At 37.7% G+C, this 26,518-nt stretch carries 26 protein-coding genes, 1 tRNA gene and 1 pseudogene; 21 read left to right on the top strand and 7 right to left on the bottom strand.

Annotation, left to right across the window (positions count from 1 at the left end):
- Nucleotides 1-253 precede the first annotated feature (253 nt).
- The 17 genes from KPC_RS05875 (at nt 254) to KPC_RS05795 (ending at nt 17,011) form a co-directional block, all read left to right on the top strand.
- Nucleotides 254-772, top strand: coding sequence for a hypothetical protein (locus tag KPC_RS05875; protein WP_121973485.1), 519 nt, complete (start codon nt 254-256; stop codon nt 770-772).
- A gap of 125 nt (nt 773-897) precedes the next feature.
- Nucleotides 898-1,611: a fimbrial biogenesis chaperone gene (locus KPC_RS05870; RefSeq protein ID WP_227591509.1), complete on the top strand. Its 714-nt coding sequence runs from the start codon at nt 898-900 to the stop codon at nt 1,609-1,611.
- Between the two features lies 1 nt (nt 1,612).
- Nucleotides 1,613-3,928 carry a fimbria/pilus outer membrane usher protein gene (locus KPC_RS05865; protein WP_121973484.1) on the top strand — a complete coding sequence of 772 codons (2,316 nt, stop codon included), beginning with the start codon at nt 1,613-1,615 and terminating at the stop codon, nt 3,926-3,928.
- A 15-nt stretch (nt 3,929-3,943) separates the two neighbouring features.
- On the top strand, nt 3,944-4,354 hold the full coding sequence (locus tag KPC_RS05860) for a hypothetical protein (RefSeq protein WP_121973483.1): 411 nt from the start codon (nt 3,944-3,946) through the stop codon (nt 4,352-4,354).
- A gap of 172 nt (nt 4,355-4,526) precedes the next feature.
- Nucleotides 4,527-5,816, top strand: a complete 1,290-nt coding sequence (locus KPC_RS05855; protein WP_121973482.1) for a glycosyltransferase family 4 protein — start codon at nt 4,527-4,529, stop codon at nt 5,814-5,816.
- Between the two features lie 20 nt (nt 5,817-5,836).
- Complete coding sequence (locus KPC_RS05850) at nt 5,837-6,388, top strand: phosphatase PAP2 family protein (protein WP_121973481.1); 552 nt, start codon at nt 5,837-5,839, stop codon at nt 6,386-6,388.
- 146 nt (nt 6,389-6,534) lie between these two features.
- Nucleotides 6,535-6,735: a Fe-S cluster assembly protein IscX gene (gene iscX / locus KPC_RS05845; protein ID WP_121973480.1), complete on the top strand. Its 201-nt coding sequence runs from the start codon at nt 6,535-6,537 to the stop codon at nt 6,733-6,735.
- 111 nt (nt 6,736-6,846) lie between these two features.
- A complete protein-coding gene (gene ndk, locus KPC_RS05840) occupies nt 6,847-7,278 on the top strand; it encodes a nucleoside-diphosphate kinase (protein ID WP_121973479.1) in 432 nt (143 codons plus the stop codon).
- Nucleotides 7,279-7,399: 121 nt separating this feature from the next.
- The gene (gene rlmN / locus KPC_RS05835) at nt 7,400-8,617 is read left to right on the top strand and encodes a 23S rRNA (adenine(2503)-C(2))-methyltransferase RlmN (protein WP_121973478.1); all 1,218 of its coding nucleotides are present in this window, start codon (nt 7,400-7,402) and stop codon (nt 8,615-8,617) included.
- Between the two features lie 29 nt (nt 8,618-8,646).
- The gene (pilW, locus tag KPC_RS05830; protein WP_121973477.1) at nt 8,647-9,456 is read left to right on the top strand and encodes a type IV pilus biogenesis/stability protein PilW; all 810 of its coding nucleotides are present in this window, start codon (nt 8,647-8,649) and stop codon (nt 9,454-9,456) included.
- Nucleotides 9,447-10,238: a helix-turn-helix domain-containing protein gene (locus KPC_RS05825; RefSeq protein ID WP_121973476.1), complete on the top strand. Its 792-nt coding sequence runs from the start codon at nt 9,447-9,449 to the stop codon at nt 10,236-10,238. Before pilW ends, KPC_RS05825 begins: the two co-directional genes overlap by 10 nt.
- Before the next feature lie 22 nt (nt 10,239-10,260).
- Entirely contained in the window at nt 10,261-11,376 is a 1,116-nt protein-coding gene (gene ispG, locus KPC_RS05820) for a flavodoxin-dependent (E)-4-hydroxy-3-methylbut-2-enyl-diphosphate synthase (RefSeq protein WP_121973475.1), read from the top strand.
- Complete coding sequence (hisS, locus tag KPC_RS05815) at nt 11,373-12,662, top strand: histidine--tRNA ligase (protein WP_121973474.1); 1,290 nt, start codon at nt 11,373-11,375, stop codon at nt 12,660-12,662. The genes ispG and hisS overlap by 4 nt, the downstream gene beginning before the upstream one ends.
- Nucleotides 12,663-12,689: 27 nt before the next feature.
- Nucleotides 12,690-13,391: a YfgM family protein gene (locus tag KPC_RS05810; protein ID WP_121973473.1), complete on the top strand. Its 702-nt coding sequence runs from the start codon at nt 12,690-12,692 to the stop codon at nt 13,389-13,391.
- The gene (gene bamB, locus KPC_RS05805) at nt 13,391-14,539 is read left to right on the top strand and encodes an outer membrane protein assembly factor BamB (RefSeq protein WP_121973472.1); all 1,149 of its coding nucleotides are present in this window, start codon (nt 13,391-13,393) and stop codon (nt 14,537-14,539) included. The genes KPC_RS05810 and bamB overlap by 1 nt, the downstream gene beginning before the upstream one ends.
- A gap of 163 nt (nt 14,540-14,702) precedes the next feature.
- Complete coding sequence (der, locus tag KPC_RS05800; protein ID WP_121973471.1) at nt 14,703-16,112, top strand: ribosome biogenesis GTPase Der; 1,410 nt, start codon at nt 14,703-14,705, stop codon at nt 16,110-16,112.
- 191 nt (nt 16,113-16,303) lie between these two features.
- A complete protein-coding gene (locus tag KPC_RS05795) occupies nt 16,304-17,011 on the top strand; it encodes a 4'-phosphopantetheinyl transferase family protein (RefSeq protein ID WP_121973470.1) in 708 nt (235 codons plus the stop codon).
- Between the two features lie 81 nt (nt 17,012-17,092).
- On the opposite strand, the gene secF is transcribed toward KPC_RS05795, so the two are convergent.
- From secF to queA, 7 genes are all read right to left on the bottom strand, one after another.
- A complete protein-coding gene (gene secF / locus KPC_RS05790) occupies nt 17,093-18,052 on the bottom strand; it encodes a protein translocase subunit SecF (protein WP_121973469.1) in 960 nt (319 codons plus the stop codon).
- Nucleotides 18,053-18,062: 10 nt separating this feature from the next.
- Nucleotides 18,063-19,964 carry a protein translocase subunit SecD gene (secD, locus tag KPC_RS05785; protein ID WP_121973468.1) on the bottom strand — a complete coding sequence of 634 codons (1,902 nt, stop codon included), beginning with the start codon at nt 19,962-19,964 and terminating at the stop codon, nt 18,063-18,065.
- A gap of 51 nt (nt 19,965-20,015) precedes the next feature.
- Nucleotides 20,016-20,345 (bottom strand): preprotein translocase subunit YajC, encoded by a 330-nt coding sequence (gene yajC, locus KPC_RS05780; protein WP_121973467.1) that lies wholly within the window; start codon nt 20,343-20,345, stop codon nt 20,016-20,018.
- 100 nt (nt 20,346-20,445) lie between these two features.
- Nucleotides 20,446-21,576: a tRNA guanosine(34) transglycosylase Tgt gene (tgt, locus tag KPC_RS05775; protein WP_121973466.1), complete on the bottom strand. Its 1,131-nt coding sequence runs from the start codon at nt 21,574-21,576 to the stop codon at nt 20,446-20,448.
- Between the two features lie 229 nt (nt 21,577-21,805).
- Nucleotides 21,806-22,378 (bottom strand): LemA family protein, encoded by a 573-nt coding sequence (locus KPC_RS05770; RefSeq protein WP_121973465.1) that lies wholly within the window; start codon nt 22,376-22,378, stop codon nt 21,806-21,808.
- Between the two features lie 23 nt (nt 22,379-22,401).
- Nucleotides 22,402-23,427 carry a hypothetical protein gene (locus tag KPC_RS05765; protein ID WP_121973464.1) on the bottom strand — a complete coding sequence of 342 codons (1,026 nt, stop codon included), beginning with the start codon at nt 23,425-23,427 and terminating at the stop codon, nt 22,402-22,404.
- Between the two features lie 13 nt (nt 23,428-23,440).
- Entirely contained in the window at nt 23,441-24,475 is a 1,035-nt protein-coding gene (gene queA / locus KPC_RS05760; RefSeq protein WP_121973487.1) for a tRNA preQ1(34) S-adenosylmethionine ribosyltransferase-isomerase QueA, read from the bottom strand.
- 181 nt (nt 24,476-24,656) lie between these two features.
- Between queA and KPC_RS05755 the strand changes: the two genes are divergently transcribed.
- The 4 genes and pseudogenes from KPC_RS05755 (at nt 24,657) to KPC_RS05740 (ending at nt 26,506) form a co-directional block, all read left to right on the top strand.
- Nucleotides 24,657-24,743: transfer RNA gene (locus KPC_RS05755), tRNA-Leu, on the top strand.
- 185 nt (nt 24,744-24,928) lie between these two features.
- Nucleotides 24,929-25,927, top strand: coding sequence for a tyrosine-type recombinase/integrase (locus KPC_RS05750; protein WP_121973463.1), 999 nt, complete (start codon nt 24,929-24,931; stop codon nt 25,925-25,927).
- Between the two features lie 15 nt (nt 25,928-25,942).
- Nucleotides 25,943-26,248, top strand: a pseudogene (locus KPC_RS05745) (restriction endonuclease); the annotation flags it as partial.
- 60 nt (nt 26,249-26,308) lie between these two features.
- Nucleotides 26,309-26,506, top strand: coding sequence for a hypothetical protein (locus KPC_RS05740; protein ID WP_171334428.1), 198 nt, complete (start codon nt 26,309-26,311; stop codon nt 26,504-26,506).
- Nucleotides 26,507-26,518 lie beyond the last annotated feature (12 nt).

Raw genomic sequence — 26,518 nt, 5'->3', positions numbered from 1 at the left:
ACATAATGTTTTGCTAAAATTGCCATGAAATCCAGAAAAATATTAAATATTTTAAATAAGATAAATATATTCATAAGCTTAAATATAACCACATTATTGTTTTAAAAATTTCATGAAATTTCATGCAATGAAAAACTGAATGAAATCGTTCTAAGATAAAAATGCAACTTTCATAATCAAACTATCTTTATGATTTTAAAGGGAAGTTGTGATAAATAAACCTAGGGCATAATAAGTAATTAGGGGGTATCCCATGTCTAAAATAGTTAAAACAGTATTAGCATCACTTGTATTTGGTTTATGTTCGGCAGCTGCATTTGCAGATGGTGAAGATCTAGCAGCTAAAGGTGGTGGAGGTGGCCATGGTGGACACAATCCAGGCAATAGTGGTTGCGGAACAACTTGTAATGGGAAGATAGATATTTCTCTGGATGTTCCAAAACATTGTGATCTGGATATCATCACCGATACGATCACTTTAGCAAATACTTCAGGAAATTCTTGGTCAGGATCAGGATCTTTTACAGTAGCTGCTAATAGTGATTATAGGCTTAATATTACAGCCCCAACACAATTGAATAATGGTCTGTATTCTGTTGGTGTGAATGTCGATACGAAAAAACCTGGTGGAGCATCATACATGACTGGAGAAGTTCTTCCATTTAGTGCAAGTGCCCGAACTTTTACAGTACAAGCAAATAGTACTTTTGATCCTACAACAACGCGTTATGGTACATACACTGGTATATATCAGGTTGCTGTAGATTTCTAATCACAAGAATAACGACCATGGATAAGAGCAGGATTATGTCAGTAGTCCTGCTCTACTTAACTGAAAAATCGAAATAACAAACTTTAGACATTATAAAAACCGTTTAATGAAGATAGGGCAATATCATGATCAAGAAAATTCTTATATTAGTTATAGGGCTATGTAGTATCAGTGCAAATGCGGGACTAAAATTTACACCTATTCAGCTTTATATCAATGAAGAGACCAGGCAGCGTAGCGCAACAATCACTCTGGAAAGTACAGGGATTACAGATTCCAAAATTTTTGAAGTTTCAGCTGTTAAATGGACACGCAATGAAAAGGGAGAAGATATATTTGAAAAAGACAATAATATCTTGATTAATCCTAAAAACTTTGTCATTAAACCAGAAAGTAAACAGGTGGTGCGTATCGGCTTTAGCCAGCCAATCGCAAATATGAATCTCAAGAATGAGCAAGCTTGGCGAGTTTTTTTTACCGAAGTTGCTCCTGTTGTTGATAAAAATGCTGTTAAGTTTTTATTTAACGTTTCTGTGCCATTATTTGTAGGTAAACAGGATGAATTGAAACTAAATATTCAACCTGATTATAAAAATAATGAATTATTTTTGAATATTAAAAATAATTCAAACTCACATGTGCAAATCACAAAGTTAACTTTGTTGAATGAAAAAAAAGAAGAAGTTGTAAGTAAATCTGACATGCGCTATATGTTTAGTGGTGAAGGTTATAGCTTTAATATGGGAAATATAAGCTCAGTTGATTTACAAAAATATAAGCTAGAAGTTACAACAGATAAGAACAGCTCCCCTGTCGAAGTTGAAATAAAAGGGGAATAATATGTTTAAAATACGCGAAATACTGATTTTATATAGTGCATTACACTGTGTCTGTATTTATGCTGAAAAAGTTTATATCGATGATAATCTGGTATTGGTTAATGTGTGGATTAATGGGCAAGACAAAAATATAGAAACCTTAATGCAGGAAAATAACCATCAATATTTTATCGAGTGTAATGTTTTTAAACAATTGAATATCAAGGAGCAGATGTTCGAGAAGAAGAATGATAATCAGGAATATTGCTTGGTGAATAAATCACCTGTAAATGCTGAAAAGGATGAAGGGTTACAGGCTTTGAAGATTAATATACCCGCAGAATATTTTGAAGGGAATGAATATTCAAACAGATTACCTATGCCAAATAAGGCCAGTCTAGGCGCATTTTTAAATTATGATCTATATTATGGAGATGATGGAGCTTCTTATGACTCAAGTATATTGCTTGAGTCAGGTATTTTTAAAGACTTTTGGCTGTTTGAAAATGCATTCTTATATCGGAAATATGATAATGATTATGAGCAGGGAAATAAATTTACACGTATAAATTCAAGCTTTGAAGTAGATTTTCCTAAACAATATGCCAAGTTAACTTTAGGTGATAATACTAGTGTTTATAATTCACTTATTGATTCTTTTCGCTTTGGCGGGATTAGTTTTGGTACTAACTTTACAGAAAGACCTGATTTTATATACTGGAATATCCCAACCTTAAAAGGAAGTGCTGCATTACCATCCACCGTGGATTTATATGTCAATGGAGTAAATCTCTATAAACAAAATGTAGCTCCAGGGCATTATACTGTTCAAACAGGTGCAAATATTCAGCAAGGAGGAGACGCACAAATTGTTGTAGAAGATATTATGGGAAATCGAACTGTGCAAAACTTTCCTATTTATATCAATAATAAATTATTGCGTCCAAGCTTAAATGAATATAATTTTTCCTTAGGAAAGATTCGATATAATTATAGTGAGGAAAATAATGATTATCGTGAGTTTTTTTCAAATATTTATTTTCGAAGAGGGTTGACTTTAAATACAACAGTCGGAACTAATATTGCCTATAGTGATGAAATAAAAAACCTCAGTTTTTTGTGGACACAAGGATTAAATAAATATGCATTGCTGGATATGTCATTGACGGGAAGTCGGTATAAAGGAAATGATGGATATTCTCTCGGTATGTCAGTAAGCCGGAACTCTGGTAGATTTTCATATGGTGTAAGTAGTCGTTATAGAAGTGATGATTTCAGATCACTAGGCTATCTGGATTGGCAAAACAATACTAAGTTTGATAACTTATTTTATCTCAGCATGTTTAACTTGCCTTTTCTAAATAGTTTTAATGTGAATTATGTTGAGCGAAAATATTATAAAAATAATGACTGGTCTGCTAATGATGATAAAGTTTTGAATGTCGGCTTTACTAAATCTATAGGGAAATTTTCATCATTATCCGTTTCTTATTTTAAGGAGCTTTCAGGAGATAAAAATAATGGAATTAACCTGTCATTAAGTTTTTATTTGAATAACCATAGAAATATATATCTTGATCATTCTACTGATCAGGATCAGTCTCGAATCAGGTATTCAAAGTATTCATCCAGACAGACAGGGTTTGATTATTCTTTGGGCGTTAATAGATCACATAGTGACTATTCATATAATGTTCATGGTTTATTAAAAACTTCGGTAGGGGATTTGAGTGTTTTACATGATCAATCAGAGCGCTATCGTAATACTCAGGCAACTTATAGTGGGGCACTCGTCTGGCTTAAAAATAAAGTTGCATTAACTAAATATGTAGATAACTCATTTGCTCTGGTTAAAGTAGGTGATTATAAGGATATTGATGTTTATCGGTCATTATCATTAATTGGTGCAACTCAGAAGAATGGTTATTTATTTGTACATAATATTATTCCATATGTGAATTATGATATTTCATTTAATCAAGACCAATTACCAATGGAAGATACCTTCGATTATTCCAGTCAAAAAATGATTGGCTTGAATCAGCGAGGATATGTTTTTAATTTCCCTATTTATAAAACTCAACAAATAGTTGTAAGGCTGTTAGATACAAAAAATAAGATTCTGGCTCAAGGCTCTGAAGTATATGTTGCAGGTATCGATGATCAAATTTTTCCAGTCGATGCCCAAGGATATACATATTTATATAAGCTAAAACCAGATAAATATCAGATAAAGGTTAAAACGACAGGAGGAGTGATATGTGAAACGACGTTGGATATATCTAAAACATTACCTCAACAGACCAATAATCAGGTGATTGATCTGGTTTGTAGATGAAGTGAGGGTAACTATATGAAAGTATTTTGTATTTTGGTTTTTGGAAGCACATTGTGCGGGTTGGTACATGGCTCTCAATGTTCTTTAGGTAATGTCACTGAGCCTAGTATGCAACTGGCGAGTTATTATAATAGTCAGGCTGCGACGTCATTTGAAGTGTCATGTGATCGTGCATATAACATATTGTTCAAAAGTGACAATCTGACAGGTACGGATGGAACTAGTTATGTCACTAATGGGCTTTATCGTTTAAAGACAAAAATGAGTATTTGGGGTGCAGGAAAGAATATCTGGGGTGTTCCATTTTCACATGAATCTGGTCATAAAAATAAATATGTAATTGCGGTTCAGTTGCTAGACCAACCCTTTACAGGAGTTCCATCAGGAATATATAGAGATAAAATTTCCATATATTTAATGTTTTAAACGAAAATTTAAAGTTTCTCAGTTTGGAGAATGAGCTTAGCCCTTTTCATTCTCCTTTTTTTATATATTGATTTTTTAAGAGTTTTTTTGTCAAAAAAACGTCATCTAATAAACATAAAAATGTAAGAAATTTCACCTATCATTTGATTAAAGCCAATGAATGGGTGATCGAATGGCTGGCTCATATACTGAATCATTATTTTATAAACAAATAGAGTTTCCTGAAAGCTTTCAGTTCTATTTTAAACAAAAACAAAATAACGCCTTTGCAAAAAATAATTTAGAAGATTTACAAGATTTAGTCCGTCCAAGGTTAAAAATAGCGATTGTCACAGAAACATGGCCACCCGAGATTAATGGTGTCGCTTTATCACTTTTACAATTATGTAAAGGATTACAAAAACTTGGGCATAAAATATTGCTTGTTCGACCAGAGCAAAAGCATATCTGTAATGAATTTAAGCCCAATAAAGAGTGTCTTGTTAATGCTCAGTCAATTCCAAAATACCCAACTTTACAGTTTGGCTGGCCTCAATACTTAAAAGTATCACAGGCATTTACTGAGTTTGCACCTGATATTGTTCATATCGTGACGGAGGGACCATTAGGGCTTACGGCACTCCAGGTAGCTAGATCAAAACGTATTCCAGTTTCTAGTGGATTTCATTCACCATTTCAGGATTTTAGTCGTTTCTTTGATTTGGCGTTTTTAGTCAAACCTGTTCAACGCTATTTGAGGTGGTTCCATAACAATACTCAGCTTACTTGTGTCCCGAGTCAGGGAACTTATGATGCTTTAAGAGCATTTGGTATTCATTGCCCTTTAGTTGTAGTTGGTCGTGGTGTCGATGTTTATAGATTTTCATCTGAACATCGCTCAGAAGAGCTACGAAAAAAATGGGGGGTAACGGAAGATACAACAGTAATGCTCTATGTTGGACGTTTATCTCCTGAAAAAGAAATTGATGTTTTAATCGATGCTTATGCGTTAATGAAAGAGAAACAGAGTAAAAAGGTTAAATTTGTTGTTGTTGGTGAAGGACCTGATTTGGTGCGGTTAAAAGATAAAAAAGGTGCAGATCAGGTCATTTTTATGGGGAGTTTAAGCGGTAAAGCCCTCTCTGAAGCGTACGCGAGTGCTGATGTCTTTGTTTTTGCAAGTCAGGTTGAAACATTTGGTAATGTGGTTTTAGAGGCAATGGCAAGTGGTTTGCCCGTTGTTGCCTATGATTATGCATGTGCAAAACAACATGTGATTCAAAATAAGATGGGATGGTTATGTCCATTAGGGCAAACGGCACAATTTATGCAAATGTTATTTCAGCTTCCAGATAATAACGTATTGTGCAAAATGGGCGTTGAAGCAATGCAAGCAGTACAAAATACCGGATGGAAACATCCTGTTCATCAACTCGAACAAGCCTTGTATCAAGTGGTTCAGGAGACCTTTATGGTCACTTAGACAGGCTTTAGGAGAGCATCATGAATTTTAAAAATGCCAAAATAAAAATACTCGATTTAGATTTAAAAGGTTGTCTGTATTTAAATAACTTATCTCAGTCACAGCGTATTTCGTTGTTTTTTAAAATTATCAGTCGCTTGGGGGATGGACCATTTTGGTATGCCATGCTCATAGTGGTTTGGTATATACAAGGAATTGATTATACGCTTCAAATTTTATATGTCATTCTGGCTGGTTCATTGGGAACCGCTATATATAAATTTTTAAAGCATAAAACTGTGAGACCTAGACCTTATCAGGTACATCAGGTAATTATTTTGGGTGAACGTCCACTAGATCATTTTAGTTTTCCATCTGGCCATACATTACATGCAGTCATGGCAACGATAGTATTGGGCTATATATTACCATTGCTACTTGTTGTTATGTTGCCATTTACTATTTTGGTTGCATTATCACGAATGGTTCTAGGGCTGCATTACCCAACAGATGTGATGGTGGGAGCTATTATTGGTGCTACGGTTGCCAGTGCGATAATTATGGTTGCTCCATATTTAGGTTTGATACTTTAAGTTATAAAAGGGTGCGGCTATTGAAGACACCCTGATAAATTATCTTTACCATGTTGCTGGCAAGGCGTTTATTGATAAATATCTGTATATGTAAAACAGCATTTTTGCTAAAGTAGTACATCTTTTAAGATTGTTTAGGAAGACCTATGGGTTTACGTTGGACCGATACGATTGATATTGCAATTGAGCTGTCAGAAGCGCATCCGGATGTTGATCCACAGTGGGTACGCTTTACTGATTTACATGCATGGATTTGTGCTTTGCCAGAGTTCAGTGATGACCCGACCAAGTCAACAGAAGGTTTGCTTGAAGCTATTCAAATGGCCTGGATTGATGAAGCTCAGTAAAAAAACAGATAAAAAGTTTTAACTTTTACATTTTCTAGGCTGATAGTTTTGTATTAAATCGGTATAATGCGCCAAAATTTTTACCTTTAAAATTGATTTAAGGAGCCAATCATGGCTGTTGAACGTACTTTATCTATCGTTAAACCAGATGCTGTAGGCAAAAACCACATCGGTGAAATTTTTGCCCGTTTTGAAAAAGCTGGTTTAAAAATCGTTGCAACTAAAATGAAACACCTTTCTAAAGCAGAAGCAGAAGGCTTTTATGCTGAACATAAAGAACGTGGTTTTTTTGCTGATTTAGTATCTTTCATGACTTCTGGTCCTGTTGTTGTATCAGTTCTTGAAGGTGAAAATGCGGTTCTTGCTCACCGTGAAATTCTTGGTGCTACTAATCCTAAAGAAGCTGCCCCTGGTACTATTCGTGCAGACTTTGCTGTAAGCATCGATGAAAACGCTGCTCACGGTTCTGACTCTGTTGCATCTGCTGATCGTGAAGTGAACTACTTCTTCGCTCAAACAGAAATCTGCCCACGTACTCGTTAATCGGCAGTTTAAAAACCAGATAAGTGTTATACTGCTTGTCTGGTTTTTTTTATTCTCTTTTTAAAATAATGCTCAAATATTGAGCTACCCATCATCCCCAGACATTGTTTAGGTCATTCTTATGAATTCTGAAGTTGCTCATCCATCTGTTGCACAAGGTGAGATCAAAACATCTCCTGAAGCAATTCAAAAAGTGAATTTGCTAGGCATGTCTCGTTCGGAAATGGAAAAATTTTTCGAAGATATGGGAGAAAAAAAATTCCGTGCTGGACAGGTGATGAAATGGATTCACCAGTTTTTTGTGACTGATTTTGCTGAAATGACCAATATTTCAGGAAAGTTGCGGGAAAAGCTGGAAAAGATTTGTGAAATTAAAGCGCCAGAAGTAGTGCATCGTAACTACTCAAAAGATGGTACCCGTAAATGGGTTTTTCGTGTGGGGGACGGAGAGGGTTCACTTGTTGAAACTGTTTTAATTCCAGCAGAAGATAAAACAGGTGAGCGAAAAACTTTATGTATTTCGTCACAAGTGGGTTGTGCACTTGATTGTTCTTTCTGTTCGACTGGAAAGCAGGGTTTTCAGCGAGATTTAACCCCAGCAGAAATTATTGGCCAGCTCTGGATGGCAAATTTTTCCTATATGGAAGAAGTTCCTGTTGCAGAACGTGAACGTTCAGTGACTAATGTCGTGATGATGGGAATGGGTGAACCATTGCTGAATTATGATGCTGTTTTAAGTTCCATGTCGATCATGCTGGATGATTTTGCGTATGGTATGTCAAAACGTCGTGTGACTTTATCAACATCGGGTGTAGTTCCTAAGATTGATCAACTCGCTAAAGATATTGATGTGGCTTTGGCAATTTCACTGCATGCACCAAACGATGAACTGCGTAATGAACTCGTACCGATCAATAAAAAATATCCATTGGAACAACTCATTGCAGCTTGTCAGCGTTATATTACAAAAGATGGTAATGAAAGTGCACGTAAGCATGTGACCATTGAATATGTAATGTTAGATGGTGTAAATGATAAGCCTGAACATGCACAGCAATTATTGAAGCTGCTTAAAAACTTGCCAAGTAAAATTAACCTGATTCCTTTCAATCCATTTCCGCATGCACCATATGGTCGTTCAAGCCGAAACCGAATTATTGCTTTTCAAAAAACTTTGTCTGATGCCGGATTTGTCTGTACGATTCGTCAGACACGTGGTGATGACATTGATGCTGCATGTGGTCAGTTGGTTGGGCAGGTTGCAGATCGCACACGCCGGGCAGCACAATGGAAAAAGAAAATTGCCGAAAAAAATGAAATTTTACGTTCTGAGGGCTAACTAACCCTCATTGAGTTGGGGATTTATAGATGAGACGTGCGCAAAAACACGCTGTTTTCGTTACAGTTTGTATATTGGGGATTGTGTTACAGGCTTGTCAAACGACACACTCTGGTTCTCTTTCTCAAAAAGATCCAGAAAAATCAGTAAAAGTTCGAACTCAATTGGCTGCTGAATATATCCGGTCAGGTGATTTAAATGCAGCAAAGCGTGCTTTGGATCAAGCTTTGAATATTGAACCGAGAGATAGTTCTGCAAATATGATGATGGGGGTTTTGCTACAATACGAGGGCAGTCCGCAGAATTTAGAAAAAGCAGATACTTATTTTAAGCGCTCAATTGCTGTAGACTCAAAAAATGCGCAAGCTCGTAATAATTATGGTACGTATTTATATGAGCAAAAGCGCTATAATGATGCAATCAATCAGTTTAATATTGCAGGTGCAACGTTAGGCTATGATCAGCGTTATAGGGCATTTGAAAACTTGGGTCGGGTTTACTTGAAGTTGAATGACATTGTAAATGCTGAAAAATCATTCAAACAGGCATTACAAGTTAATCGCGATTCTGCTGTTTCAATGTTAGAGTTGTCAGATATTTATTATTTGCGAAAGCAAATGCCTAATGCTACAAATTTATATGAACAATATGTGCGTGTAGTAGGGCAAAATAATCAAAGTGCAAGGGTGCTTTGGTTAGGCATTCGTATTGCGCGTGCCAATGGTGATAATATGGGTATGCAAGCTTTGATAAATCAGCTTCGGGCTTTATATCCAGAGAGTCAAGAATTTAAACGTTATTTGCAATTACAGTACAGTACTGAGGCCGTATGGAAGTAAATCCTAATTCACAGCAATCTACTGGTTCAAGCGTAGCACCTAATGCTTTAGGAAACGTACAGCGTCCAGGTGAGTACTTGCGACAAATTCGGGTTTCACAAAATCGTGATCTAGATTCGGTTGCTGCTGATTTGAAAATGCAGGTGAAAACTTTAACTGCATTAGAACATGATGACTATAAAGCTTTACCAGAAGCAACCTTTATTAAAGGTTACTATCGTTCATATGCGAAATATTTGAATGTTGATGCAACAGCAATTATTCAGCGTTTTGATGAGATTTATCAAAATGATACGGGGCTCTTGCCGAATCATGCATTGAATAATTCTCCGATTAAAATCATGGGTAAACTTCCGGGCTCGAACAGTGAGCGTAACCGTAAGTGGTTAAAGCGCGGTTTGATTGCACTCGTTGCAATTGTGCTTATTATTCTTGTAGTTACAGGTATCCAGAAGTGGTCTTCGAAAAAGACTGCCTCAACAGAAGCGAAACCTCAGCAATCTGATGTTCAAGTTCTGTCCATGAATGATGGTGTAAACACTCAAACTGGTGATGAATTGGTTTTAAATTTTAATGAACCAACATCTGTAAAAATTGTTGATGGTACAGGTAAAGTGCTTGCGACAGGTCGTCAGTCTTCGACTTTAACACTACATGGCAGTTCACCATTCCAGATTCGACTTGATGATGCCAAAGCTGTGTCATTAAGCCTTAACAACGAGCAGATTTCATTGTCTCCATATACAGTGAACGGAAAAGCAGAATTCCGTCTGTCTCGTTAATCAATTAAAGTCGAGCGGTACAATGATAGAGAATCCGATAAAACGTCGTCCTACCCGCAAAATTCGTGTGGGATCGGTTTATGTAGGTGGTGATGCCCCGATCAGTATCCAGAGTATGACCAATACGGAAACTTGTGATGTTGATGCGACAGTTGCTCAAATTCAGCGTTGTGCTGATGCTGGTGCAGACATTATGCGTGTTTCTGTGCCTTCTATGGAGGCGGCAGAAGCATTTGGTGAAATCCGTAAACGTGTTCAGGTTCCACTTGTTGCCGACATTCATTTTGATTACAAGATTGCACTTCGTGTTGCCGACTTGGGCGCAGACTGTTTACGTATAAATCCAGGTAATATTGGCTCGGAACAAAAAATCCGTGAAGTCGTTGCAGCCGCAAAGCATCATGATATTTCGATGCGCATAGGTGTCAATGCTGGATCTTTGGAAAAAGATTTACAAAAGAAATATGGTGAACCTACGGGAGAGGCTCTTTTGGAGTCTGCATTACGCCATATTGATATTTTAGACAGACTCGATTTCCATGAATTCAAAGTTTCTGTTAAAGCTTCCAATGTGTTTTTAACTATGGATGCCTATCGTCTACTTTCAAAACAGATTGATAATCCATTACATTTGGGTGTAACGGAAGCGGGTATTTATCGTACAGGCACAGTAAAATCGGCAATAGCATTGGGCGGTTTGCTTATGGAGGGCATAGGCGATACCATGCGTATTTCCTTGGCAGCTGAACCTGAAGATGAAGTTAAAATTGGTTTTGATATATTAAAATCACTTGGTCTTCGTTCTAACGGGATTAACTTTATTGCTTGTCCAAGCTGTTCGCGTCAGGAATTTAACGTGATCAAAGTGATGCAATCACTAGAAGAACGTTTGGAAGATATTCGTACACCAATGGATGTATCTGTCATTGGTTGTAAAGTGAATGGACCTGGTGAGGCGAAAGAAGCCGATATCGGGGTTGTTGGTGCGAGTCCACGTTCACTTGTTTATCGTAATGGTGAAAAAAGCCATTTAATTGATACAAACCAGTTAGTTGATGAAATTGAAACAATGGTTCGTCAACGTGTTAAAGAGCTTGAAGAAGCTAAATCAAAAGAGATCATTCGTAGTTCATCATGAGTTCAATCGTCGCAATCAAAGGTTTTAATGACATTCTTCCTACGCAAACCCCAGCATGGAGAAGTCTTGAGCATCATTTAGCATCTTTAATGGATGCCTATGGCTATCAACAGATTCGTTTGCCGATTGTTGAACAAACTGGTCTATTTAAACGTGCTATTGGTGATGCAACGGATATCGTTGAAAAAGAAATGTACACATTTTTAGATAAAGGTAATCCACCTGAATCTTTAACCTTGCGTCCCGAAGGTACAGCAGGATGTGTTCGTGCCATGCTTGAGCATAATATGCTTCGTGGAGCAACTCCGCGTGTGTGGTATCTAGGCCCAATGTTCCGTTATGAAAAACCACAAAAGGGTCGTTACCGCCAGTTTCATCAGTTTGGTGTAGAAACCTTTGGTGTTGCAACTCCCGATATTGAAGCTGAATTGATTTTGTTAACAGCCCGTTTATGGAAACGCATGGGGGTATTGGATAAAGTCCAATTGGAACTCAATACACTGGGAGAGCTAGACGAGCGTGCTGAATATCGTGCAGCTTTAGTTGCGTTTTTGACTTCACATAAAGATGAACTTGATGAAGATTCACAGCGCCGTTTAACCACCAATCCTCTTCGTATTCTTGACTCTAAAGATGCGCGTACTCAAGAAATTTTAGAAAATGCACCAAAACTTCATGATTTCATGGGTGAAGACAGCATGAATCACTTCAATCAGTTACAACAATATTTAACTGATGCAGGTATTTCATTTGTAATTAACCAGAAGTTGGTTCGTGGACTGGATTATTACAATAAAACAGTATTTGAATGGACCACAACGCATCTGGGTTCACAAGGTACAGTTTGTGCTGGTGGACGTTATGATGGTCTGGTTGGACAGTTAAAAGGTAAAGCTGATCAGACTGTTCCTGCTGTAGGCTTTGCCATGGGAATGGAGCGGTTACTTTTACTTCTTGAACAGGTTGAAGACAATACCCCTGTTAGAGATTGTGAGGTATTTTTAGTTGCTGATCCTGCATCTCAAGGAAAAGCTCTAGTACTTGCAGAGCAAATCCGCAATCAGCTTGAAGCAGCAAACAGCAATATTCGTTTGAAAACAGGTTCACAAGGCAGTATGAAGAGCCAAATGAAAAAAGCTGACCAGTCTGGCGCTATTCTGGCATTGATTTTGGGTGAGCGTGAGTGGGAAGCCCAAAAACTGAGCGTTAAAGAGTTGGCAACAGCAGACCAATCAGAAGTTGCTGTTACAGAAATCGTTTCATTTTTATTACAAAAACTTGCTTAAATAGCAACATTCGAAAAGGACAATCACATGAGTTCATTAAGTGATGCAGAACAACTTGATAATGTAAAATCCTTTACCAAGAAGTATGGATCATCGATGGTAACAGGGATTTTAATCGCGTTGATTGCCTTTTTCGGATGGCAGTATTGGCAGAAGAAAACTCTGGCAGAAGACCAAAACAGAACGGCAAAAGTTCAGCAATTGATGGACGATGCTCGTTCTGCTGGAACTGATGCTAAAGCTTTTGCTACGTTATCTGCATCTGCAGATAAAATTGTTAAAGATGCACCAAATTCGGCACATGCGATTCAAAGCCAGTTTGTATTGGCAAAGCTTGCTTATGACAAAGGTGATTATGCAACTGCGGAAAAGGAATTGAAAAAAGTAGAAAATTCTTCTATTAAAGATGAAGGATTGTTATCACTTGTAAAAATTCGTTTAGCTGATGCAGAATTTGCGCAAAAAAAATATGATGCAGCGATAAAAACTTTGTCTACTGTTACGGAGCCTGCATTTAAGGCAACTGTAGACGAGGCAAAAGGTGATGTCTATTTTGCGAAAAATGATATTGAAAATGCGAAAAAATCATATCAGAGTGCATGGAATACATTGTTGGAACGCAAGAAAGAGCGTCAAATTTTACAAATTAAACTCGAAAGTGTCGGCGTTTTAGTTGATGATCCTGATTTTGAACGCCCGGTTATACAAACTCAAGTGGATGAATCTTGATGGATAGAAAATATAAGATACCTTTTGCTCTTGCAATTTTAACAATGGCCTTGATGGGTTGTTCGAGTAATAAAGTAAAAGAAGTAAAAGTTAAGCCAAATCCACTTCCAAAGATTACTCAGACTCAAGGTTTGTCACAAATATTCTCATTGAATGTTTCTGCTACGGATAAAGTTGATCCGTTGCGTATGCGTTTAGACACAGAGAATGGGGTAATTTTTGCAGTCGATCCAAAAGGTGAAGTTGAAGCATTAAAAGGTAAACAACGTCTTTGGAAGACGAAAGTAACCAAACATGGTTTAACTTCTGGTATTACGGCTGGTGATGGTTCTGTTTTTGTAGGTGATGAAAAAGGGCGTCTATATGCACTTGACCAGGAAACAGGTGCTAAAAAATGGCAGGCTCAGCTTTCTGGTGCGATTATTAGTCCATCTCTAGTTCAAAATGGTCGTGTTATTACTGTTGCAAATGATGGAACAATATTTGCGCATGATGATACATCTGGTGAGCAGGTCTGGACCTATAAAATGCCAAATCCTCAATTGAGCCTACGTGGTCAGGCATCACCTGTTGCAGTGGATTCACGTACAGTTCTTGTTGCTGGTGCAAATGCTTATATCTATGCTATTGATACAGTGACAGGGATTCCCCGTTTACAGCGCAGGGTAGCGGTATCCGATGGCCGTTCGGATATTCAGCGTTTGATCGATATTGATGGTGAGCCTGTTGTATCTGGTCAGTATGTGGTGACAGTGAGTTATCAGGGTCAAGTTACAGTGCTGGATCTTGCATCACAACGTGTAGCCTGGAGTGAAGATACCAGTAGTTTGGTTAGACCTGAAGTTGCAGATGGTAAAGTTTTTGTTGCTACAACAGAAGGCAAAGTTGATGCCTATGATTTGGCAACTGGTCAAAAACTATGGACAAATGATCGACTACTCCACCGGAATTTAAGTAATCCTGTTGTATTTGGTAATAATCTGGTGGTAGGTGATTTGGATGGCTATTTACATCTACTTGATCCAGATACAGGTGATTTTGTTGGTCGTTCTAAAACGAGTGGTGAAGTCCGTACTTTACGTGTGATTGATGCTCAACTTTATTCATCAACACGTAAAGGCGCATTAAGCATATGGCAGAATCGTTAACTTTTTCTAGTCTTATGTTAAACTAACGCTCATCCGTATTTTTTACACGGGGTATTTGAAATTTCAAAGCCCCGTGTTCTATTTTGGTATTTTACCAACTCCTTCTTCAGCTTTCTGATGTTCAGACCAGTCAAACTGGCTGATCTTGAATAAAGGTTAATTTATGAAACCCGTAATCGCCCTTATTGGACGTCCGAATGTCGGAAAATCGACATTATTTAACCAGATTACCAAGAGCCGTGATGCACTTGTTGCAGACTTTGCAGGTCTGACTCGTGACCGTAAATATGGCGACGCAGTGTTTCAAAATAAATCATTCATTGTTGTCGACACTGGTGGTATTGGTGAGAGTGAAGGTGGTATTGATTCCTATATGGCAGAGCAGTCTAAAACTGCCATTAATGAAGCTGATATCATCATATTTGTAGTCGATGCCCGTGCTGGTTTGCTTGCATCAGATGAACAGATTGCACGTGAACTACGCACACTTGGTAAAAAAGTATTTCTGGTTGCCAACAAAGTTGATGGTGTTCATGCAGAAGCAGCTCTGGTTGAGTTTTATAAACTGGGAATGGGGGAACCTTTGCAGGTTGCTGCCAGTCATGGGCGTGGTGTAGCCCAGATGCTGGAAGATGTACTTGAGGATATCCCGGAAGATGAAAATCCAGAAGAACATGATAAGGCTACAGGGTTACGTTTAGCGATTATTGGACGACCAAATGTAGGTAAGTCTACGTTGGTAAACCGTTTATTGGGTGAGGATCGCGTGGTTGCATTTGACCAACCGGGAACAACGCGAGATTCTATTTATATTCCATTTGAACGCGATGGTCGTCAATACACATTGATTGATACTGCGGGTGTACGCCGTAAGGGTAAAGTTGATGAAATGATCGAGAAATTCTCGGTTGTGAAAACTTTACAGGCAATGAAAGATGCACATGTTGTCGTAGTGGTGGTCGATGCGCGTGAAGGGATTGTTGAACAAGATTTGCACTTGATTGGTTATGCACTTGAAGCTGGTCGTGCCATGGTTATCGCGATTAATAAATGGGATAACATGAGTGAATATGATCGTAAACAATGTAAGCTTGATGTAGAGCGACGTTTTGATTTTATTCCTTGGGCCCGGATTCATTTGATTTCAGCATTGCATGGTACAGGGGTCGGTGATTTATATCCATCTATTCATCGTGCATATGAGTCAGCTAACTTAAAAGTTTCACCTGCAAAACTGACCCAGATTTTAAATGATGCAACTGAGGCACATCAGCCACCGATGATCAGTGGTCGACGTATTAAAATGCGTTATGCACATATGGGTGGACAAAACCCGCCTACTATCGTTATTCATGGTAATAAGGTGGATAAAACGCCTGCGGATTATCGCCGTTATTTGGAAAATGTGTTCCGTAAAGTATATAAACTAGAAGGTACACCAGTGCGTATTGACTTTAAAACCTCAGAAAACCCATTTGAAGGTCGTAAAACTCAAGTCGATGAGCGTGTTGCTGCGCGTCGCCGTCGTTACATTCAAAAATTTAAAAAAGCTGAAAAGAAATATAAACGCTAATTTTTAGTTACTTAAAACCCAAAGTTTTCTTTGGGTTTTTTTATTAGTGATGAAATAGGTTGAAATAATTGTCAGTAGGTCGCGACAAGATATATTGTTCACTAAACTTTTAGGTTGTGTGCATGTTGTATTTGGCAGTATGAGAATGCAGAATATAGAACTGATGACGGGGAAATAGAGAAACTGAGTCAATGACACAAAGAAGTATCCAGATACATGTTCAGACATTGGCTCAGATTTTAGATAAAGGAAAAGAGGATTTTTCTAATTTAAAATTATTCAACCAATATAAAAAAAATCGGATTTACCAGCATCGCAATTTACTTTTAGCAGATGTATTAGCTCATCCTGTAGACTCTAAAGATATTGCCAGAAGTGAATTTGGTAAGCCCTATTTGCAAGATTATCCGCAATTGAATTTTAATCATACACATAGCCAAAAAAATTATGCTTTAGCAATGAGTCTTCAAGTCAGGGATTTAGGCATTGACATTGAAGATATGGATAGGAGTGTTCGCTTCGATGCTTTGGCAAAGCATGCTTTTCATATGGATGAATATGAGACTTGGGAGAGTCTGGGTTTTGATTTGGCATATTGGTTTAAGGTCTGGACAACCAAAGAGGCTGTTTTAAAGGCGTCTGGCTTGGGGATTCGCTTGAGTTTGAATGAGTTGAACACGCAAGTGCATGCACTTAATGATGGGGGCATATGTATACATCCTGATATTGGTCATTATGCATACCACAATTTTAATTTGGGACATGCCATGTTAACGGTAGCATGGCGTTCAGAGTTATCTTGCAAAGGATTTGCATTTCCTCAAATTCAAATTATTCAGGATGAGTTGAAATTAATAAGTTTAACTGAGGATAACACCAATTTTTATCTCACAAGATAAATGGCTATAACATACAGAGAATAAAAAATGCCAGTAAGATTGATCTACTGGCATTTTTGCATTGAAGATTTGTTCTAAAAATTATGGAATATCATCTTCAAATTCAGGTTTAACTTGTACGATAAAGTCTTGACGATTCAGCCCGCGCCATAGTGCAAATGCTGTACCAATGTAGATCGATGAGTAAGTACCTACAAAGACACCGATAAACATTGCAACAGAGAACCAGTGTAGACCGTCCCCTCCAAGGAACATCATTGCAAGTACAACAAGTAATAATGTCATGGATGTATGGATTGTACGGCGTAAAGTTTCGGTCAATGAAATATCAACAACTTCACGTGGGGTTGCACCACGAATTTTACGGAAGTTTTCACGGATACGGTCTGAAACCACAATATTATCATTGAGCGAGAAACCGAGGAGTGCAAGAATCGCAGCAAGCACGGTTAAATCAAATGGCCATTGCATAAAAGCAAAGAAACCAATAGTCACAATGACATCGTGGAATAATGAAAGTACAGCACCTAATGCCAGTTTGAATTCAAAACGAATAGTGACATAGATCAACATCAAGATCAGTGCTAATGCTACAGCACCAGCAGAACGAATATAAAGTTCGTTACCCACTTGACCGCCAACTGCATCCACTTTATGAACTTGAGCAGAATTACCAGATAATTGAACTGCCTGAGTTAACGTACGGTTTAAATCTTCAACATTGACATTGTCTTGAGGTGGCATACGAACCAATAAATCTCTATTGGTTCCCAGTGTTTGTACCACGGCATCCTTAAAACCTGATTTTGCAAGTGTTTCAGTGACCAAAGCCTGATTGGCTGGTTTCTGATAGTTGATTTCAGCTGAAATACCACCTGTAAAGTCCAAACCTAAATTCAAACCTTTGGTTACAATAAAGAAAATACTCGCAAGCGTTAAAATAATCGAGATGATTGCCGCTGGTTTGGCAATCTTCATAAAAGGGATTACACGCTCATCGTCAGGGCGACCGTATTTTTTAGGTTGAGTCACATCAGTCATCTTTGATCTCCTATATGCTCAACTTTTTCAAGTTACGGCGTTTGCCATAAATGATCTGTACGATCGCACGAGTCACAGTGATTGCTGTAAACATCGAGCATATGATACCAATCATCAATGTTACAGCGAAGCCTTTGATCGGACCTGTACCAATTGCGAACAGGATAAATGCAACGAGGAACGTAGTTAAGTTCGAGTCGAAAATAGTGTTATAGGCCCGATCATAACCCGCAACAATTGCCTGTTTGGGTGAAGCTCCCCATTTAATCTCTTCTCGGATACGTTCACAAATCAACACGTTCGCATCGACAGCCATACCAATGGTGATGACGATACCTGCAATACCAGGGAGGGTAAGGGATGCACCTATCCATGACATGATGGTCAGGATCATTGCCAGGTTAACGACAAGGGCAAAATCTGCGATCAAACCGAATAAACGGAAGAATACGATCATCCAGATTGCAACAAGGATGAAACCGACTTCAGTTGAAAGTACACCTTTGTCAATATTTTCCTGACCAAGACTAGGACCAACAACACGTTCTTCAACAAAGTACATCGGCGCAGCCAAGGCACCTGCACGTAGCATAAGGGCGAGTTCTGATGCTTCCTGAGGAGAAGCAAGACCTGTAATACGGAATTGAGAACCTAATACGGCCTGAATAGTTGCCGCATTGATGACAACTGATTCGGTATAAGGTGTACGAACTTCAGTTTGTGCGCCAGTTGCTGGGTCAGTGACATAGCTGATTTTTTGCTTGTTCTCAATGAACAATACAGCCATACGTTTACCAACAGCAGTACGGGTTGCATCGGCCATGAGCTTACCACCAGCACTGTCTAAAGTAATATTTACTTCAGCACCACCAGTATCTTGGCTAAAGCCACTAGATGCATTCTGAACGCGTTCACCTGTTAAGATGCGATTACGGTTTAACAGAAGTTGGCGACCACTATCCAGTGATTCATAAGCAAAAACTTCAGTACCAGGAGGGAGTGGCTGACTATTATATTTACCTGTATAAGGGTCAATATATTGGTCATTTTGATCAGAAACCAGACGGAATTCCAGATTTGCTGTACGTCCCAGAACACGTTTCGCTTCGGCAGTATCCTGAACACCAGGTAATTCTACAACAATACGGTTGCTACCTTGAGTTTGCACCAAAGCTTCGGCAACACCAAGCTCATTGATACGGTTACGCAAAGTCGTCAGGTTTTGATTCAATGCATAAGACTGAATTTCTTGTTTACGTGTATCGTTATAGGTTAAACGAAGAGTTGAGCCTTCATTTGTTGCAATGGCTTGCTGAATATATTCATTACCATTGCGGCGCAAGAAATCCATTGCAGAAGAACGGTCATCGTTATTTGCAAACTGAATAGTGATTGCATTGTTGTTTAATGACACACTATTAAAGTTAATTTTGTTGTCACGCAGTTCACGACGAATATCGGTTGCAGATGTTTCCATCCGTTGAGCAATAGCTTTATCCATATCCACTTCTAGTAAGAAGTGAACACCACCGCGCAAATCCAGACCAAGCTTCATTGGTTTAGCACCAATTTTTTGCAGCCATTCCGGTGTTGTTGGCGCAAGATTTAATGCAACAACATATTGCTCACCGAGACCACGTCTTAAAGCTTCTTGTGCTTTTAACTGTGCATCTGATGAATCTACACGAAGTAGAGCTGCATTGTTGGTAAATGAGTTATCGTGAGTAGCTATATTCTCACTTTTTAAAATCTGCTCTGCTTTTTGTATTACACTTTTATCGATTGTAGTCCCTGCCTTAGCACCAGAGATCTGAACCGCAGGCTCGTCAGGATACAAACTAGGCAGTGCGTATAATGTACTGATAACCAGAACAACAATGATCAGTAAATATTTCCATGCTGGGTAACGCATTCGCTTTCTTCTTAAAATGAAAAAGTCGTGTTTTTACACGACTATTTATGATTAAAGGTTATCTAGTGTGCCTTCAGGTAAAATTGAAATAACACTAGCACGTTGAATCTTAACAACATTACCTTTGTTAAGTTCTACGACAGCGAATTCACCTTCAATTTTAGTGATGCGTCCCATTAAACCACCAGCGAACACAACTTCACTTCCCACACCGATGCTTTCAATCAAATTACGATGCTCTTTTGCACGTTTTGATTGAGGGCGCCAGATCAGAAAGTAAAAGATTGCAACGAAGACAACGATCATCAGGATGTTCGCCATCATGCTTGGACCTTGTTGTGCTGCTGGAGCAGCATACGCATTAGAAATAAACAGGCTCATTTCAATTTCCTAAACTAAAAACTTGAGTCATTAACTGACATTTATATCAACTTGTTCTGCAATTTACCTTGTCTTTTTGCGAAGCGCAAATGTAGATGAATTAATCTACTGGACAAGGTGGAACTTCGAGTCCACGACGTGCATAAAAATCGGCAACAAACGCATCAAATGTTCCATTATCAAGTGCATCACGAATATCTTGAGTGAAACGTTGGTAGTAACGTAAGTTGTGAATTGTACCGAGCATTGAACCCAACATTTCACCGCATTTTTCTAGGTGAAAGAGGTATGCACGGGTAAAATTCTTGCAGGTATAACAATCACAATGTGGGTCAAGTGGACTTTGATCATGACGATATTTGCTGTTACGGATTCGGACTAGACCGTCTGTCACAAAGTAGTGACCATTACGGGCATTACGTGTTGGCATGACACAGTCAAACATATCCACCCCACGACGAATACCCTCAACAATATCTTCCGGCTTTCCAACCCCCATCAAATAACGTGGTTTGTCATGCGGCATTTTGTTTGGAAGATAATCAAGAACCTTGATCATCTCTTCTTTAGGTTCACCTACAGATAAACCACCAATGGCATAACCATCAAAACCGATTTCAAGTAAACCATTTAATGATTCGTCACGTAAATCTTCGTACATACCACCTTGAATGATGCCGAACAATGCATTTTTATTTTGTAAGTCATCATGATGGGCAGTTTTACAACGTTTCGCCCAGCGCAATGAGAGTTGCATTGATTTTTTGGCTTCTTCATGTGTCGCAGGATAAGGTGTGCATTCATCAAAGATCATGACGATATCCGAGTTCAATGTTTTTTGAATCTGCATTGAAACTTCTGGTGACAAGAAGACTTTTGCACCATCGATCGGGGAGCGGAAAGTGACACCTTCCTCCTTGATTTTGCGCATGGCACCTAAGCTAAAAACCTGAAAGCCACCAGAGTCAGTCAGAATCGGCTTATCCCATTTAATAAATTCATGCAGACCGCCATGTTCTTCAATAACTTCAAGACCTGGACGCAAATAAAGATGGAAAGTATTGCCTAAAATGATCTGTGCTTTGATTTCTTCAATATCACGTGGCAGCATGCCTTTGACGGTACCGTATGTACCCACTGGCATAAATACAGGTGTTTCTACTACACCGTGTTCCAATGTTAAACGACCACGGCGGGCACGACCCGACTGCCCTAATTTTTCAAACTTCATAAAGTACCCAAATCGAGGCGAAAAAACAGTTCGCTGATTGTTTGCTAAAAACGCTATATTTTCCTTGATTTGAGCGATAAAAGCCAGCTTTGTATTATTTCCAAGCAAAGATTTAAAGAGTTTGATACAAAATATTCATGATCATAAATACCTGATTTCTGTTACATCGGCGTTTCAAAATCGGACCAGAAAGTTAAGTCAAGATTAAGATAGATTAATCACTTGATTTTTATGCTTTAAAGTTAGGCTTATAGTCAAAATTTTTTAAAAAACTATCAGAAAAGGGACGAACTGTTTTTTTAGATAATGTAAGCGTGTTGACGAGATTATTTGGAAAAATCTGAATCATGTTGTTAAATAGTTCAACATTACGATTATAGATACTAATAGCAGCACTAACATTTTCATTTTCTTCATCAATCTCGGACATCATTTTAAGATAGAGTTGATCTGCTTTTAATTCAGGATAGTTCTCGACCACCATGTTTAANGTTCTAGTAAGCTCGCAGCTTAATTTTTCAACGTATTGTAATTGTGTCAAATCTGCATCTTTTATATTTAAATTCATAATATTTTGGCGCAATTCGATGACTTTTTCTAAAGTGGATTTTTCGAAATTTGCATATTGATTTAATGTATCCTCTAAAGATTCTAAGGTCTTGACTTTGAGACGCTCATAATTTGCAACCTCTGCCCAAGAGCGTTGAATTGCATTGAAATAACGAATGATATTGTTTCTGATCATAACTCCCCAAATAATCATCAGAACAAATAAACTTAAAAATACGGTCAATCCCATTATATTTCCCCAAATCTAAAATAAAATTATGAAATAAATGCACTTAGTTTTTCTTTGAATTTTTCTAAATCAGGCATATTCAATGTACGCAGGTGCCCTCGTAATTTTGAAATATCCTGAATTTTATGTTGCTGTTGATTGATTTTAAATATATTTTTTTCAGTTAGAAAGCAAAGTGTATTTTCATGTGGATGATATACCAAATCTGCACGATAGTCTTGAAATAAATCAGTAAGTTTAAGCGTGATACCCGGTGAAATAGTTCGTGCTAGAGATTGTTGGTTTAATCCGAAAATGTGTAAGCTCTGATTTAAATAAATATCGGTGCTTTTCCATGAAGAAGTATAGGGAGAAAGCGTTTGATGACTCCGATTACTGGCTGCAAAACATAATGTAGATGTCTCAAAAACTATTGCACCCCATAAATGCTCATGTTTTTCTAAAATTTTGTGTTTTTCCAAATGTTGATCAGTAATGCTGATTTCATTGGCATAATGATACTGGATAAAAATAATATTATGGGGCGAATTATTTACATACCATGTACTATGAGCAAAACGGACAATTTCATTTTTTGCATTGCCTTGAGATAAAACAGGAAATTTTTGTCTTAATTGACTGATGAAAAGGACTAAGCTACTCCCAGTTGGGAGAAATGGAGGAATTTGACCGAAATATAAATTATATTTGAGCTGCATCATACGTTGTTCCAGAAAATAAATAACTTCTTCGACAGGCTGATTTGATTCAAAGATAATATATGCCCAGATGATGAAAAAAATGACTAAGGCGAAAAAGAAAAAATGATTTAAATAAGGGTGCAGGATTAATCCGATGATAAAAAGACCAAATGCAATTATTACCAATAGATAAGCCCAAAAATTATTAAATTTTAGATTAATCGTATCTCCCCATGGATGTAATTGATCTAATATTTCGTGACTGGATTGAGCCGTATGAATGATTTGCCAAAGCCGATTGACATTGTGTTTTACTTTTTTATTTTCTCTGGTTGTGATATGTATTAGTCGTTTTGTAGTATCAATCGGCATATTTTATTATTTTTTACAATAGCTTATCGATCAGCATAGCATCACCATAACTAAAAAAGCGATATTTATTTTCAACAGCGTGTTGATACGCATTTAAAATATTTTCACGATTTGAAAGGGCAGAGACCAGCATCAACAACGTTGATTCAGGTAAGTGGAAGTTGGTTATTAAACGATCAACAACACAAAATTTATATCGAGGATAGATGAAAATTTGAGTATCTCCTGTCCATGCTCCAATTTTTCCTCCACAGGCTTGAGCGGCACTTTCTGTTGCACGAGTTGCAGTTGTACCGACAGCAATGACTTTATTACCTCGTGCTTGGGTTTCTCGGATCATTTGTGCAGCCTGTTCTGAAACTTCACACCATTCACTATGCATGATGTGGTTTTCAATATCATTGGTACGTACTGGTAGAAAAGTTCCTGCACCTACATGTAAGGTCACAAAAGTTTTTTGAATACCTTTTTGTTCAAGCTTATCTAATAAATTTTGATCAAAGTGTAAGCTCGCAGTCGGTGCTGCCACACTGGCTAATTTTGTGGGATCATTAAATACCGTTTGATAGCGTTCGGTATCAATAGCTTCAGCTTCACGATTAAAATAAGGGGGAATAGGTAATTGCCCATATAAATCCAGAACTTTTAAAATAGGCTGTGAAAACTCAACAATAAATAGGTTTTCATGACGACCAGTCACCGTTACTTTGACTTCATCTGAACCAATAAATAATTCAGCTCCGGCTTTAGGTGTATTACTTGCTTTGATATGGCAATGTGCAATGGTTTGGTCGAAAATACGTTCTACTAAAACTTCTACTGCACCACCTGTTGCCCGTTTCCCTTTTAAACGTGCTTTCATTACTTTGGTATCATTTAGAACTAACAAGTCACCTGATTCGAATAAGTCTAAAATATCAGTGAATTGATGATCATGATGTTGACCGTTGGCATCGAGGTGTAAAAGACGCGAAGAGGTACGTGTTTCTAAAGGATAACGAGCGATTAACTCATCAGGGAGAGCAAAGTTAAAATCTGAAAGTTGCATAATGACAAATACAAAGCGCGGATATGAAAAAGATTGCTGCGTAGTATAGTCTTTTTTCACTTTGGTAGCTGAATTTGATGGTTTATACAGCAAAAAAACTGTCTATGCTGTAAAAATGCACAAATATGAAAACTTGTCGTTGACATCATTTTGAAACACGTTATTATACGCACATCACCTTCCCGAGGTGGTGAAATTGGTAGACGCGGTGGACTCAAAATCCACTGTCAGCGATGACGTGTCGGTTCGAGTCCGACCCTCGGGACCAAGATTCAATATCGAAAGATATTCCAAAGCCCTGAAGCCTTGATATACAAAGGCTTCGGGGCTTTGTCGTTTCTGAGTGCTGAGTTTTTTTTAGGTAATTTGAGGTATATTTAGGTACTTATTTCCACACAATTTCCACACTTATATTTTTTTCAAAGCTAGTATTAGCAGGGGATTCGTAGGCATATGAGTTTGTCTATCTACAAAATGAAAAATGGAATTTTGAGAGCGGATCTAGCTGAATATGGCCAACGAAAAAGTAAAACTGGCAAATCTAGATCTGAACTACTCAAATGGGCAAAAGACCAGGAGAGGGAACTTTTCTTAAACCATTCCACCGATTTAGCATTAAATAAAAAATATGTTCTTACTTTAAATGAGGCACTTGGACGATACGCTAAAGAAGTTTCAATGTATAAAAAGACAGCAAAAAAAGAGATCCAACGAATCAAATATTATCAGGCACATTTGCCAAATGTAGACTGGCCACTACTTAATTATCGTGGAGAGTTTTTAAAAGATTGGGAATATCAGGTAATGCATAGATCGATTAAACCTTTAAAGGCTGCCAGTGTGCTTCGTGACTATTCAACTCTATCAGCATTTTTTAATTGGTGTAGAAAAGACAAGGGTTGGATTGATTTTAATCCAGTTGAGTCGATAAGAAAGCCAAAGAAGCCAGCACATCGTGAACGCAGGACTGAAATTGAAGAACTTGAAGCAATATTAAAAGCACTCAATTATGTTCCTGGTTCAGTACCAGCTACAAAGATGCAGGAGGTTGGATTAATTTGGCTCATAGCAATGGCAACAGGTATGAGATCTGGCGAAATAGTCAATCGACTACCAGGTGATATCTCTTTACCAAAACGTTACGTTTCTATACCAACCACTAAAAATAGTTTACCACGTAAGGTACCATTAGATGATTTTGCACTGCAGTTGTGGACACTTGCACTAAAAATAGATCGTAAAGGATCATTAAAAGTATTTACGATTAGTGATAGTTCTAGAGATACTTTATTTAGAAAGGCAAGAAAAAAAGCTGGCTTAGATGGTGTTGATCTAACTTTTCATGATTCAAGGCATGAAGCTGCATCGTTGATGGCCAAACGTGTAAAAAATGCTTTAACATTATGCAAAATTTTTGGATGGAAAGATCCTAAGCAGGCTTTAACCTATTAGAGCTTTTTTCAAGATAAGGGGTATTTAGCATGGGTGACAAAAAAATCAAATGACGCTGGCGTAGATGGCTTTGTTAAACATGAACAAGGTCTGATTGTTGTACAGTGTAAAAGAAACTCTGAAAATAATTTAATTGGACGTCCTTTAGTACAACAATTTAAAGGCGTTATTGAAGAGAATAATGCTTTTCGTGGATATATTGTGACTACTAGCAAATTTACCAAAGAAGCTCTAGAGAGTGCAAAGATGAATGACAAGCTATTATTGGTTGATATGGAACAGTTGGTTGAGTGGCATCTGAATAATGGATTTGTAGTTTAGATTTAAATCTTAGTTTGTGAGTTGGTATTATTTCAAATAATAAGAGTTAGGGGGAAAATTATGTCTTATGTGTTAGCAACAACTGAGTCTAGAGTTAGATGGTATAAATATAATTATGATCAAAATTTAAAATCCGGTGATTTCGAATTATTGGAAGTTTTAGATTTACGAGAAGTCCCATTACTGGGTGATAAAGCAACGGCAAAATATGCTGCTAAGGCTCTAGGGTTAAAAACTTGGCGGTATGTAAAAATTTAAGATGAATTATAT

Source organism: Acinetobacter stercoris (assembly GCF_900323515.1).
Taxonomy (GTDB): domain Bacteria; phylum Pseudomonadota; class Gammaproteobacteria; order Pseudomonadales; family Moraxellaceae; genus Acinetobacter; species Acinetobacter stercoris.
This window is presented reverse-complemented; position numbering and strand designations above follow the sequence as displayed.